Source organism: Bacillus sp. JJ1773, assembly GCF_036962035.1.
In the GTDB taxonomy this organism is placed as follows: domain Bacteria; phylum Bacillota; class Bacilli; order Bacillales; family Cytobacillaceae; genus Cytobacillus.
Genome location: NZ_JBALNX010000091.1, coordinates 22,468 through 35,440, shown reverse-complemented (window position 1 = coordinate 35,440; position 12,973 = coordinate 22,468). Strand labels below are relative to the sequence as shown.

The following is a 12,973-nucleotide window of genomic DNA, read 5'->3' as shown; positions in this document are numbered from 1 at the left end:
CCAATGCTATGTTGAGTAGGGTAATCAGCCAAGTTAATATTAGAACCGAAAGCACCCAGTCCTAAGATGGATAATGATAGTGCAGATACTTTTAAAAGTTTTTTCATATTTTCACCAGCTTTACCATATTTTTAAGTTAAATAGATTGTATCAAGAGTTAAGTAGATTAGCAATCTCACTTTCCATAATACTTAGTAATTTTGTCTTTTTCTCCAATTTTAACAGGTGAAGGCACTCGTCTAAATAGTGTTTTCCTTTTTCAACTTCCCCCAGTTGAACGTAGTTATGTCCAATTTGGTAATGAAATTCATTTAAGAGATAAAGCAGCTCTTCGTTAAAGCAGAGATTTAGTCCTTTATAACAATAAGAAAGAGATTCTTCATACATATCTAATTTTGTATACGCTTGAGATAAGCCAAATAAAATCCTTAATTTCCCTTTCATATTTAAAATGTGTGGGAGATTTTCTATATTATTTAAGGCCTCAAGAAAAATGGTCACGGCACTTCGATAATTTTTAATTTCATAAAAAATAATCCCAATACTTGTGAGAATTTCAATTTCCCTTTCAGAAAGAGATACACGTTTTGGATTTGTTATTGCGATGGCCTTACTCAAAGTATCAAAAGCATTATCAGCATTCCTATTCAAATAGTAGTAACAAATTCCCTGATGCCACATCAAATATTGCTTTAAGGATTTTTGAGTAAATAAGGGGCTGTCTTCTTCTTGTTGAATGATATTGCTGATTGCTTCGTAATTACGATCTCTTTTAAACTTTTCTATTAGTTGAATAACTGCATTTGGGTAATGGACAGTTGTCTTGGAAGCGATATCGAAAAAATAGGTTAGCTCCATATCGAGCTTTTTCGAGAATTTATAGAGCACATCTATGGTGGGGTAGGATCGTTCTTTTTCGAATGAGATTAATTCTTCTACTGTGCAGATTCCTTCGGCTAATTCCTCTACCGTTAAGTTTTTGTATTGCCGAAAGGATTGGAGGATTTCTCCAAATAAATATTTCTCTAGCTTCATATAAATCCCTCATTTCAACAATCTCTAATTCAATAGTAACATATTCCTTGTCTCTTTTTACAGGGAAAGGTGACCTAAATTTCGAAAATTCAATAGTATTCGATAATTTTATTTTTAAAGCGGCCGATTATTGAATTAGTATTTACTATCGTAATATAGTTATTAATTATACAACAGACTTATGGATCTGTAAGTATTTCTCAAGGTCGGTTTCTCCATGGATAAAATGCTAGATTCAATACTATCCATTGAAAGACCGTTACTATAACCCCAATTTGATCATATATTGGATATTGGTCAAAATACCTTAGAATAAAGAATTGCAGCGGCAAAAGACAGAGGGAGAAAAGCAGCAAATTTCGATTTGGTTTTATCCATAAAGGATATAAGTAGGATCGTTGAGTCCGTATATCCCGGATCATCCATCGGATAGATAAGCCTAAAAAGAGAAGATCGAAAGGAAAAATGATTTTTCCTACCGGTATGTCCGTTCCTAATGTGTCCCCCCGAAAATGAACAGTTTCTGAGGAGAAAAACCACGAGCCTGATTCAGTGACCAACAGGATAAACCACAGCAATAATAACCAATGAAATGGCTTGCGGGCGCCTCTCCATCCGAGAAAAATGACTGTAATCAGCAATGCGGTGAAAATCAGCAGGAGCCAATAGTGCCCGGTGATTCCGCTGCCTCCTATTCCAAGCCAGCCTGACCATGTATAGGAGCGGCCATCGAATAGCCCCCGAATCACTGGCAGCCAGAAAGTAATTCCGCTGACCATTACATATGCAAGAATAACGTGCAAAAGCCAATCTGGTTTCCATTTCATGCTGATCCCCCCTAATAAATTGTATTAATCTTATTGATTTTCATGCCTTCTAAACGCGTTTCTTAGAAAAATTGGAAAAAGGATTGATACAGGGAAACCTTTTTCTGAAACATTAGTAATATATTATTTGAAATATTTGTCATTTTATCGAATATGAATGAATATGGAGAGATACCTTTTGGCGGGAAGCGGCAGTTTTGGGGGAGGCCATTCGCGCTTAAAAAGATGACAAAACGGAATTGGCTGACAACTTGCTTAAATTGGCTGATAAACCTTCATAATTGGCTGACAAACTACCAAATCTGGCTGATAAACATGCATAATTGGCTGATAAACTATCGAATCTGGCTGACAAATAAAAAAGGTCCATTCATTTAGAGGAATTCACAACAAAATATCGAATTAATAACTTCAAATACGAGAGAGGAGTGTCATATTGATTAAAAAAGAGAGAAAAAAGCCGATCACATTACGAAAATTGGAAGCTTTGGATAGGAGAATACTGCCTGCTCATCCCAAAAAGCAATTAATAGCGGAAGATTTGGCAAAAAAGAAAGCGGGTTTTCGCGGGGAGCAGGCGCTTGATTATCATTTAACCTTCCTGCCGTCTGAAAACTACTACATTTTCCACGGTTTAAGATTACAGGATCATAAAATGCGTTTTTTCCAAATAGATACCTTAATCCTTACCCTGAAATTCCATTTAATCCTCGAAACAAAAAACTTCTCAGGGACCTTGTTTTTCGACCAGGAATTCCATCAATTATTGCGCACCAATCAAAACGAAAGTAAAGCCTATTCCGATCCGATCACCCAAGCAAATAGACAGACCCGTCAACTTCGATTGTGGTTAAATAGTCATCGGTTTCCATCCGCTCCAATCATTCCATTTGTAGTCATCAGTTCTCCATCGACCACGATACAAACGAATCCGCAATATTCCAACCTGCTGAGAAATGTAATCCACTCAGCTGCACTTCCCTTTAAAGTTGAAGAGATTGAGAAAAAACACAAATCGAACCTCTTAACCAAAAAAGAGCTAAATGCCATTTTCCGGCTGCTATTAAAAAAACATGTACCCTTTAATCAGGATATTCTGGCCAAGTTCCAAATTGGAAAAGAGGAGATTGTGACTGGAGTATATTGCAATAGCTGTTTGTCATTCTCCATGCGAAGAGAATGGGGGACTTGGAAATGCACGAGATGTAACCAGGCAGATCCCACTGCCCATCTGCAAGCACTTGAAGATTACGCGTTATTGTTTGGACCAACTATTACAAATATGGAACTAAGAACATTTCTGGGAATCGAATCAGAGTCAGTGGCTAGGAAAATACTAACTTCAGTTTGTGATGAATCCTTTGGAAAAAAGAGGAATAGGAGATATACCATTCCGATGTGTTTGGTTTGACTACCAGCCATTGAGCCATTCCAATTTGTTGACCAATCCGATACAAAGTTGCTGAAAACCATGTATGGAATTAGTTGATCACCCAGAACGGGCTGCCGACTGTATGGATTGGCCGGAAACTATGAATTGGCTGATAAACCAGCTGAATTGGCTTATAAACCCTCAAAATTGGCTGATAAACTACCTAAATTGGCTGATAAACTACCTAAATTGGCTGATAAACGCCCAAATTTGGCTGATAAATCTACCAATTCTTCCTCAGAGGAGATTTTTTAATAGCAAATTTGAGAAATTTCACTAGATTTCTTAGAAAAAATTGATAAAAGCACTCTTCCAATGAAAAATAGCGCTCTTTAGCAAAAAACCAGGGTTAAAAATGCATTTTACCCAAAATGAAGGCTGTCACCACGGGGACAGGCGCCTTGCCACAAACCAACTACGCTAAAAAGACAAAAACCCCCACTGTAATCAAAACAGAAGGGGTACAAAATTTAATCCGAATTATCCAGCAAATACCGGAGCCACATATGGCATGGTTTTGGCCAGAAGCCAAACTAGTATAAGGACAACTGGTGCGTGGAAGATTAATTGTAAAATAGAATATCCTGCGAGATCTCTTGCTTTAACTCCCAAAACACCTAATAAAGGTAGCATAAAGAATGGGTTGACCATGTTCGGGAGTGCTTCTGAGGCATTATATACCTGCACAATCCAGGCCATGCTGACATTTAATTCTTTTGCGGCTTCAAGCAAGTACGGCGCTTCTACGATCCATTTTCCCCCGCCTGAAGGGAGGAAAAGCCCTAATATGGCTGAGTATACACCGGCAATGAACGGAAATGAATTTTCTGTTGAAATGGAAAGAAAGAATTTTACTAAAACATCATTCAGTCCAGAGTTCATTAAGATTCCGAAAATCCCAGCATAAAGTGGAAATTGTATGAGAACACCACCAATAGCAGGCACTGAATTAGCGACTGAGTTCAAGAAGTTTCTAGGTGTCCAGTGCAGAAGCAAACCTATCATTAATAACATAAAGTTATAGTTATTAAGATTCAGTGCAGCGATCGGTCCTGTTTTTGATATGACGTGAATGATATAAACTGAACCAATCGCAACTAATATTAGATTTAAGATTGGGCTGTATTCAAACCACTCTCCAGGGCGCTCGGCTTTCTTCTTCGTCTCATCAAGATTTCCTATTCTGCCATAATCAATTCCCGCCATTTCGGCAGTTTTCGCTTTGTCTTTACCCGGGGCAGACACATACGCAATCCAAACGGATAAAACAATGAGAACGACAATCATGACTAAATTTTGCCAGGTAAAAATGGTTTCTGACATGGAAATCGTCCCACTAATTTCGTATAAAGCGGGAGGAATCGATGCTTTCGTTGCCATTAATAAGGCTGCAGAAGAGGAAAGGCCTAATGCCCAAACGCTTCCAAGTCCAAGGAATCCCGCGGCGCCCATTGCCCGATAATCGACACCTTTTACTCGTTTGCTAATCTCTTTAATCAGAATTCCGCTAAAAATCAAGCTAAAACCCCAGCTTAGGAGAGACGTAAACATGGAAAAGAAGGCGACAAAGGCTACTGCTCCCTTTGCTGACTTAGGGATTTCAGCAAGCTTAGCAATTAGCTTATGAACCGGTTTAGAAGAAGCGACCACATAACCTGTAATGATGATAAAGGCCATTTGCATAGTAAAAGGGATTAAATCCCAATAGTGTGTCCCGAAATCAACTCCAATTTCGACAGGAGTCCTTCCCATTAATAATGCAATAATAGCGATCAAGACGACTGCAATTGCAGCGAAAATATAGGCGTCTGGGAACCACCGCTCACTCCAGTTTGCGAGTGAAAAGCCCATACGAGCTAAAAGCCCTTCTTGCTCTGTATTTACTTTATCTTTCTTCATTAAGAGTCACGCCTTTCGTGAAATTTTGACTATTTATTTTACCTTTCCACCTCTGATACAACTATAAACTTCGATTTTGTCTTCTCCCTCATTAGACTGAAACCGCTTCCAAAAATGCGTTTATTACTTTGCTTATATCATTACCCCCTATGATTGCTCTCAGGAAGATTTTACATTTTGTTTGAATATTAGTAAAATTCATAAATAGAATATACTTTATTCTAATATCGAATAAAGGGAGAGAAGTGTCATCATGGGACTTCGTGACATCAAGTCTTTTATTGAAGTAGCGAATCATTCTTTAGTGACGAATTTTTACTATGTATTCACCATGAGCTTCCGCTTGCTATTCGAGAATCGATTGCTTTATTGAAGAAATCCGACTACACTATTGACTTCAAAGACGTTAAAGGTCTTCACTCCTTTGTAGAATATATCAGCATGACCGCTGCTGGAGTAAGTTGATCCTCTTGAGAAAAAGGCATAAATTATTGCCCTTCTGGGAAATTGGCTGATAAACTGCATGAATTGGCTGATAAACTACCTAAATTGGCTGACAAACCATCAAATTTGGCTGATAAACCCCTATATTTGGCTGACAAATTACATGTAGGCTGCCAAGGCGCTTCATTTGGCGGACAATCTACCCGAATTAGCAGACGAAACCTCATAAATTAGCTAAAAATTCACCTTAAAACTTAAACCGCCAATACTTCACCCAACCACACTCACAAAGGGTAATATGAAGTTATAACCCTAGTTAAAAAATGCCAAGAAGGGAACCCCCTCATGAACCCAATAATTATTGAAAGAGCACCCGCGATTGTAAAAGTAAAACTGGTTCCTATCCCTATCAAACTGCCACATGAAATCCGACAGCAGCATGAACTTTACTGGCAAGAACAAACTAAATCGAACCCCTCCTTACGCAACGGAGAAGTCTTTACGATTACCGATATCGAGCAAACGGAGGAGGAGCTTGTCGTTACGGTGGTTAAGACTGACTATAAACATTATCTATACACACTAAACCATGAAGACTGCGAGGAGCCATGCAAAGTCATTTATACGTGCGCCGCGGTCATAACGAGCGATAAAAAAATGGCCATTGGCCGAATGAATAAGACAACCTCTACACCTGGCCGCCTACAATTTCCAGGAGGAGGACTGGATGAATCGGACCTAGAAGATACAACATTTAATTTAGAGAAAAATATCAGCAAAGAAATTAAAGAAGAGCTCGGATTAGACATTCACTCACCATCCACTCGCTCTTTTATTCCTAAATTCATAAAGCGTAAAGGTACACATGATTTTTGGGCAATTATCTATGAGCTATCTGTTGAGTACACAGCCGAAGAGGTTCATGCCCGATTCCTTACCCATAATCATCATTTAATAGAAAGGGGACAGCAGCCAGAGTTTGATGATCTTCTATTTGTTCCTATTGAAAAATCAGCTGTAGAAGCCTTCATCCAAAATCGGCCATCCCCGATGGTTGATTACCTAGCTCCGATTCTAGTGAAGTATACAGAATCATAGGAAAAAATATAACTATAATTCCATCCATAAATATACTAAAATAGGACTTAATACATAATGTCATTATCTGCCGTACGTGCTCGAATCTTCCAGTTACGACTGCGAACGGTGTTTGACAACTAGGGGGGAGCACCAATGGAGAATTTGAAAAAGTATGTTAGTTTTTTGCTAGTTTTATTGCTGTTGTCGAATGTGACTTCTGTTTCGGCAGCTGAACCAATCCAGGAAATACGAGATTTGATTAAGGAATATTACATAGAGGACGTGCCGGCATCGGTTTTATCCAAGCCGACTGCGAAGGAAATCACGGAGCATTTGGACCCTTATTCCGTCTATATGTCAGCTCAAGAGTTTAACCAATTTACGAATGGCATTGAGCAGCAGTTAGTGGGAGTTGGGATCGTTCTGGATGAGGATCCAAAGGGAGTCAAGATCATATCCGTGATCCAAAACGGTCCAGCTGATCGGGCTGGGTTGAAGGCAGGAGATATTATTATCGGTGCCAATGGAACGAGCTTAGCCGGACAATCCGTGCAAAAAGCCGTTTCGATTATCACGGGCGAAGCGGGTACTACTGTCACGCTGCAATATATTTCAGTCGACACAAATGAAAGGGTCACAAAGACGTTAACTAGAGAATTGATCAGGATTCCGAATGTCGAGTATCAAATGCTCGGAGGGGATATCGGCTATATTCGCCTTCACAGCTTCTCTCAAGAGGCAACAGAGGACATTACGAATACGATTGGAAAATTACCGGGGGCAAAAGGCTGGATTTTCGATCTCCGAAACAACGGAGGAGGCTATGTTTCCACCGCTCAGGAAGTAGCTGGCCTATTTCCTAACGTAACGAACGCCTTTCAACTGAGATACAAGAAAGAACAGCCTGAGGTTTACGCGGCTCTTCCGCAAAAGGTCAAGTTTACAATCCCAACGCATATTCTCATCAATGAATATAGCGCAAGTGCTTCTGAAATGGTCGCCGTCTCTGTCAAAGAACAAAAAGGGGCAACCTTATACGGACAAACTTCCTTTGGAAAAGGGTCCATGCAGTCCCTATTCCAACTAAGTGATAGCAGCACGTTAAAATTAACAACAGCACGATTCTTTTCACCGAAAGGGATTCCCGTTCATGAAGTAGGAGTCACTCCAAATATTGAAACGGCCGTGGGAGAGGAATTAATCGTCACGCATAGAGATCAACTACTTGCGAAACACTCAACCTATCAAAAGCTGCCTACACTAAAGGATGTTCCGGTAACTAAAACATTTACCGTTCAAATGAACATGCAAATGGATTGGTCTAAATTAAATGCCGGAGACGTACAGCTTATTCAATTAGGCGGCAAGGAAGTACCGGTTGATGTGAAAATAGCGGATGATTATAAAATGACTATCACTCCGAAAGCGCATTTGCAATCAAAGGGGAAATATTTGCTCATGATCCATCCGAAATGGACAAGCAAAAGTGCGAAGCAAATGCAGAATGGAATTTATTTAGAGGTAACAGTTAAATAAGAAATAGCTATGTGAACCCGGGAGAAATCCTGGGTTTTCTAATGTTATTGAGAACAAGGAAGAGGGCCATTACCAAACTATATGTTCTTTAAAAAGAAAAAAATGTTCGTTTTCTATTTAAAATTCAGATTATTTATTGTATAATATAGAATATAATTCAATGGGCATGTTCAAGTTGCTTATTTTTTTAGACTAATTGTTCTATATAACGAATAAAAAAGGAGGACATCACATTGGTGCCAAGGTCTTCTCGACATAGGAGTAATAAGAGAAAACAAAGGAAAAGAATGTTTAAGGCTTTTTCGTCTAGTGTAGCTGTTTCATCCCTGATATTAGGTAGCGGGCATTTAGTATCACCTACATACAGCGAATTTAATTCAGTTAAAGAACAGGAAGTGGATATTTCTGCGTGCTTTATTTTTCCTCAGACGATTGAACAGATGCGAGATCGTACAGTTGTACTTCAAGAGGAAGCGAAGGCCATATTGGACGAGGCCTTAGGAAGAGTGGCGGAACTGGACGTGGAGTCTATGAATAAGAAATTAGACAGCCTGAAGAAAGACGGTGAAACAGGAGAAGGAGCTGTAGGGGAAACAGAAGACGGCCCTCCAGCCCAAGAATCCAGTGCAGATGTGACCACGATCGAAGGGCTTCAGGCGGTCCAAGCCCAATTAGAGGCAGAAATCGCTGCACTAGAAAACACAATGACCATTCTTCAAAACACAATTACTGCTAATGAGGAAGAAATAAAAGCGCTTGAAGAAATCACTAAAGAGATTGATGAAATGGTGACACAATTGGAAGAAATCATTACAGAGGTTTTTCCTAAAGCCCGGGACCAAATTCAAGAAAAATTAGATGAAATAAATGAAATTATTGAATACATTCTTGAAATAAAAGATGCGGCCATTCAAGATTGTAAATTTGAGCCGCAGTTTTTTGAGGACATCTTACTGCAAATGAATACGGAAAAAGCTAAGACGGAAGAATTTATTAGCAATCTGGAAGAAAAGCTAGCTACTACCGGGGAGCAAATTAATCAGCTGAATAATAATGCTGTAGAACTGCAAACAGCCATGGAAGAACTTCGACAAGCAAATGAAGAGTTGTTAGCTACAATAGAAAGTATTAAAGCGCAAATCGCAGCATTAAATGACCAAATCGCGGCAATTGACCAGCAAATTGCCGACATGAAAGCATTGCAAGAGCAAAAGGACAGTTTATTTGCAGGAATGGGTGCACTTAAAGAATATCTGGAGAAGTCAACTGACTTATCAGAGGAGCAGATCCAGCTATTATTAGAAAAGTTAGCAGGTGTCGTCAAAGACATTGAAAAAATAACCCTTGATAACAAAGACATGTCCGCCATTGAAAAAGCAATTCTTGAGCTAGACGAAGAAATTAAGCAAGAAGAAGAGAAAGCAAAGTTAGAAAAAGAAAGGCTTGCAAAGGAAGCAGAGGAAAGGGAAAAAGAGCAGTTAGAGAAGGAAGCTAAGGCAGAGCTTGATCAGGAGCAAGAAACTGGTGAAGGTGAGGATGAGGTAGTAGAAGAGGAAAAGCCAGAGGGCGAAGAAGCTGAAGAAGATGGAGAGGACAAAGAAGAGACTGCTGATAAAGATAAAGAAGGGCTAGAAGAAGATAATGAAGAGGAAGACGGGAATGAAAACGAAGAGGAATCCGAAAAGGGTGATCAGGAGCTAGAGAAAGGAAAGGATCAAGAAAACAAAGATAACCCAGGTCAGGGTAAGCCAGAAAAAGAAAATCCTGCAAATCCAGGGCAAGGTAAACCAGAACAAGGCAATGATAACAAAGAGAACAAAGAGGACAATGATAATCAAGGTCAAAAACCTCAAGAGCCCAAGCCTGTTAATAATTCCGAGAAGATAGACCAAGGGAATAAAGATCAGGCAAGAAAAGAAAACGCGAATCAACGGGAAAATGGGATTAATCTTCTGTTAGGTCTGCTCGAAAGGCAAAAGTCAGGGAATGATGAAAGAACACCACAATTAAAAGACGATAACAAGGTAGAAATGAGAAATGAAGAAACGGACCATCCTGCAGTTGTGGAAGTCGCCCCAACGGCAACTCACAGTCCGGTTTAGGTTATTGAATAATATATGCAGCTCCGGTAGATGGATCATAACTACCGGGGTTTTTCTAGTTGGAGAGGTTTAATAATAGGCTGAAGTTGGTCACCCAGTGTATTAAAAATAAAACAAAAAAAGCCAGCACCCTCAATTCAGGATACTGACAAAAGTTCGGCAGATAACTCTGCCCAGTTAGGTAAGCACTAGCCATTGGAACAATCCATTACTAGTGTCCATCTATAAGACGTTTTGACTATCAAAAAGGTTTCATTCAATCCGAAGAATTTTGAAAATATTTTCTTCTTTCTGATCTGCCTGAGGTAAATCTTCATTTTCCTCACCTGATTCGGTGACTTCACTATTAGACTCGGTTTCTGTCGAATCATGGGAATCCTCATCTATGACCGTCTCTTGAGATTTGCCTTGTTCACCAGCAACTTTATTTCCCTCTTTGAACTCACTAAAAAGCATAGGCCAGATAATCAGGTTAATGATAATCAGGGTAAAAATGAACGTATTGATAAGAGCCTTTTTTGCCATTACGGAATCACGATCTCCTTTGTCTCCAGCACCTTATTGGATTTGCTGTACCCTTTGATGGTCAGCTTTTCGCCTTTTATAAGGTCTGGTTTGTAAAGGACAAATTGGTTATTTCCCTTATATTCAAATTCATCACTGCCTGCCTTCACCTTCGCCACCTGGTCGCTAACTTTAACGGAGATTTCAACAAAGTGTGAATGGCGTTTGGTCTGGGTACTCACCAACTTCGTATCTTTCTGGGTTGAATTTGGGGCGGTATTAGGACTAGGGTCACCTTTATTAATGTTTGTTGAAACTTGTCGATTGTCAGTTTTTGTCGGACTGCTTGTCACTTTATTGGTGCTCTCTTTTGAAACCAGCCTAAAAGGCAAAACCGTTTGTTCATTCAAAAACGTACTCTTACCCGTTTTTACATTCCCTTTAATGTATAGATAATATTGAACGCCTTCTTTATAAGAAGTTTCAGGTGTAATCGTTACCTTAGTTTCATCATCAGAGAGACGCAGTTTTGTCTGCAGCTTCTTCTGACTTTTATCTATAATATAGAAGTTTTGCTTCTTAACTGTTCCCTTGTTAACTGGTGCTGTAAAAGTGATGGACCAGTTCTTCAATGGATCCTTAATCGTCCGCTCATCTAATACAACCTTTTCAATCGAAGCTTGTCCTGTCAGAATGCCAGGAAATACGACAATGATTGCAACCATACTAATAAGAAGGAATGCTCTTCTCATTTACCTGTCCTCAACCTGTACCTTAATATCCTGCATTAAGCTTTCAGATAGGAGGGTGGTGAACAATTTATCATTGGACAGGAGTTCATAAAAGGTGTAGCCCTTCCCAGCTGTTTGGTACTTAAAGGATTCCTTATAGGAGTTGATTATTTTGCCTTCTTCTGTAGCAAACTTAATTATTTTAGAATCGATCGTTTTCTGATCTTTATTTTGAACGGTTACACGAACATCAAAGAAGTCAGGAACCTTTGAAAAACCGATATCAAACACCAATGTCCTTTGCGCAGCCCCTTTTGTTTTCGGAGGCACAGGATCAGCAAATCCCTTTTGCAGGACTTTTCCATTCCTCATAATGTCAACGTGTACGGTATCGACATTATCACTCTTCGTTGTAATATCAATATTCGTGATCCCGCTGAAAGAGGTTTGGTCATCCTTCATCGCTCCGGGCTTCTTATGCATAATATTAATTTCATTTATATATCTCTCTGGTGCGAAGGCTTTTATTTGCCTAGGCGCATAGTCATCCAGTAAATTCGTCAGCCTTCCTTCGTTCACGACCATCAGTTCATAGAAATCAATGAAGTTTGTGTGAAAGGAGTAGGAAAGAGATTGGTAGTATGTCCCGTTTTGCAGCTCCACCGCAGGAGCATTCATTTGAACAAGGTATTCTTTATTAAAGTCCATCATATTCTCTGGAACGATGATTAACGTTTGTCCATCTTTCCGCACATTTTTAATGGGAAAATCATAATAGGTGCCATTTGTTCTTTCATATAATCTTATATATTGTGAGGACACGCTTACAATGTTGCTATTAAACTCGATTTTAATGTCTGTATCGATCGGAACATTCTGATCCCCTGCTGCAGGAATTCTCTTCACAACATCGGGATAAGTAGTGGCCCTGGCATGGTTGTGAAACGCGGGTCCTATTATAGATAGAAGCAAAATGAAAATAACTCCCATCACCTTGGCTGTATTCATTGTCATTAACCACCTTCATATGTAATGTTTCGTTAGTCTTACTATACAACGAAATTCGACAATTCTCCACCGAAAAAAGGAAAAAGCCGCCATAATTGGCGGCTTTTCCTGAACGCTGAAGCGAAGGTTAGTACAAGCGTACTATACAAGTTAAAGAAAGCATCCATTTGGGAGAAAACCTTCTTACCCCTAGTGTACCAAATAATACGGAAAAATACATGAAAAATTTTCTAATTAAACCATTTTTTTATTTTATATGCAATTTTTTTTTATTCTTGCATAGAATTAAAGGGTGTGCATTGTAAATGGAACAGTAAATATATTACAAAATTAATAAAAATATGATAAAAATTGTAGAAATTTAGCAAGCTTTAT

At 39.1% G+C, this 12,973-nt stretch carries 12 protein-coding genes; 6 read left to right on the top strand and 6 right to left on the bottom strand.

The window, feature by feature from the left end; translation table 11 throughout:
* Nucleotides 1-150: 150 nt before the first annotated feature.
* Nucleotides 151-1,035, bottom strand: a complete 885-nt coding sequence (locus V7127_RS22030; protein ID WP_335344533.1) for a helix-turn-helix domain-containing protein — start codon at nucleotides 1,033-1,035, stop codon at nucleotides 151-153.
* Nucleotides 1,036-1,235: 200 nt separating this feature from the next.
* On the bottom strand, nucleotides 1,236-1,862 hold the full coding sequence (locus tag V7127_RS22025; protein ID WP_335489651.1) for a hypothetical protein: 627 nt from the start codon (nucleotides 1,860-1,862) through the stop codon (nucleotides 1,236-1,238).
* A gap of 225 nt (nucleotides 1,863-2,087) precedes the next feature.
* Between V7127_RS22025 and V7127_RS22020 the strand changes: the two genes are divergently transcribed.
* The 3 genes from V7127_RS22020 to V7127_RS22010 all read left to right on the top strand — a co-directional run bounded on the left by V7127_RS22020 (nucleotide 2,088) and on the right by V7127_RS22010 (nucleotide 3,549).
* Nucleotides 2,088-2,240, top strand: coding sequence for a hypothetical protein (locus V7127_RS22020; RefSeq protein ID WP_335489648.1), 153 nt, complete (start codon nucleotides 2,088-2,090; stop codon nucleotides 2,238-2,240).
* A 58-nt stretch (nucleotides 2,241-2,298) separates the two neighbouring features.
* The gene (locus V7127_RS22015; RefSeq protein WP_335489646.1) at nucleotides 2,299-3,273 is read left to right on the top strand and encodes a nuclease-related domain-containing protein; all 975 of its coding nucleotides are present in this window, start codon (nucleotides 2,299-2,301) and stop codon (nucleotides 3,271-3,273) included.
* Between the two features lie 126 nt (nucleotides 3,274-3,399).
* Complete coding sequence (locus tag V7127_RS22010) at nucleotides 3,400-3,549, top strand: hypothetical protein (protein WP_335489643.1); 150 nt, start codon at nucleotides 3,400-3,402, stop codon at nucleotides 3,547-3,549.
* A gap of 225 nt (nucleotides 3,550-3,774) precedes the next feature.
* On the opposite strand, the gene V7127_RS22005 is transcribed toward V7127_RS22010, so the two are convergent.
* On the bottom strand, nucleotides 3,775-5,193 hold the full coding sequence (locus tag V7127_RS22005; RefSeq protein ID WP_335489640.1) for a short-chain fatty acid transporter: 1,419 nt from the start codon (nucleotides 5,191-5,193) through the stop codon (nucleotides 3,775-3,777).
* A 789-nt stretch (nucleotides 5,194-5,982) separates the two neighbouring features.
* Between V7127_RS22005 and V7127_RS22000 the strand changes: the two genes are divergently transcribed.
* The 3 genes from V7127_RS22000 to V7127_RS21990 all read left to right on the top strand — a co-directional run bounded on the left by V7127_RS22000 (nucleotide 5,983) and on the right by V7127_RS21990 (nucleotide 10,355).
* Nucleotides 5,983-6,735 (top strand): NUDIX hydrolase, encoded by a 753-nt coding sequence (locus V7127_RS22000; protein ID WP_335489638.1) that lies wholly within the window; start codon nucleotides 5,983-5,985, stop codon nucleotides 6,733-6,735.
* Between the two features lie 135 nt (nucleotides 6,736-6,870).
* Nucleotides 6,871-8,253: a S41 family peptidase gene (locus V7127_RS21995; RefSeq protein ID WP_335489634.1), complete on the top strand. Its 1,383-nt coding sequence runs from the start codon at nucleotides 6,871-6,873 to the stop codon at nucleotides 8,251-8,253.
* A 287-nt stretch (nucleotides 8,254-8,540) separates the two neighbouring features.
* Complete coding sequence (locus tag V7127_RS21990; protein WP_335489631.1) at nucleotides 8,541-10,355, top strand: hypothetical protein; 1,815 nt, start codon at nucleotides 8,541-8,543, stop codon at nucleotides 10,353-10,355.
* Nucleotides 10,356-10,607: 252 nt separating this feature from the next.
* Here V7127_RS21990 and V7127_RS21985 read toward each other — a convergent pair whose 3' ends face one another.
* The 3 genes from V7127_RS21985 to V7127_RS21975 are packed head-to-tail and all read right to left on the bottom strand — an operon-like array spanning nucleotide 10,608 to nucleotide 12,598.
* Entirely contained in the window at nucleotides 10,608-10,880 is a 273-nt protein-coding gene (locus V7127_RS21985) for a hypothetical protein (RefSeq protein WP_335489628.1), read from the bottom strand.
* Entirely contained in the window at nucleotides 10,880-11,611 is a 732-nt protein-coding gene (locus V7127_RS21980) for an Ig-like domain-containing protein (RefSeq protein WP_335489625.1), read from the bottom strand. Before V7127_RS21980 ends, V7127_RS21985 begins: the two co-directional genes overlap by 1 nt.
* Nucleotides 11,612-12,598 carry an Ig-like domain-containing protein gene (locus V7127_RS21975; protein ID WP_335489622.1) on the bottom strand — a complete coding sequence of 329 codons (987 nt, stop codon included), beginning with the start codon at nucleotides 12,596-12,598 and terminating at the stop codon, nucleotides 11,612-11,614.
* Nucleotides 12,599-12,973: the final 375 nt, after the last annotated feature.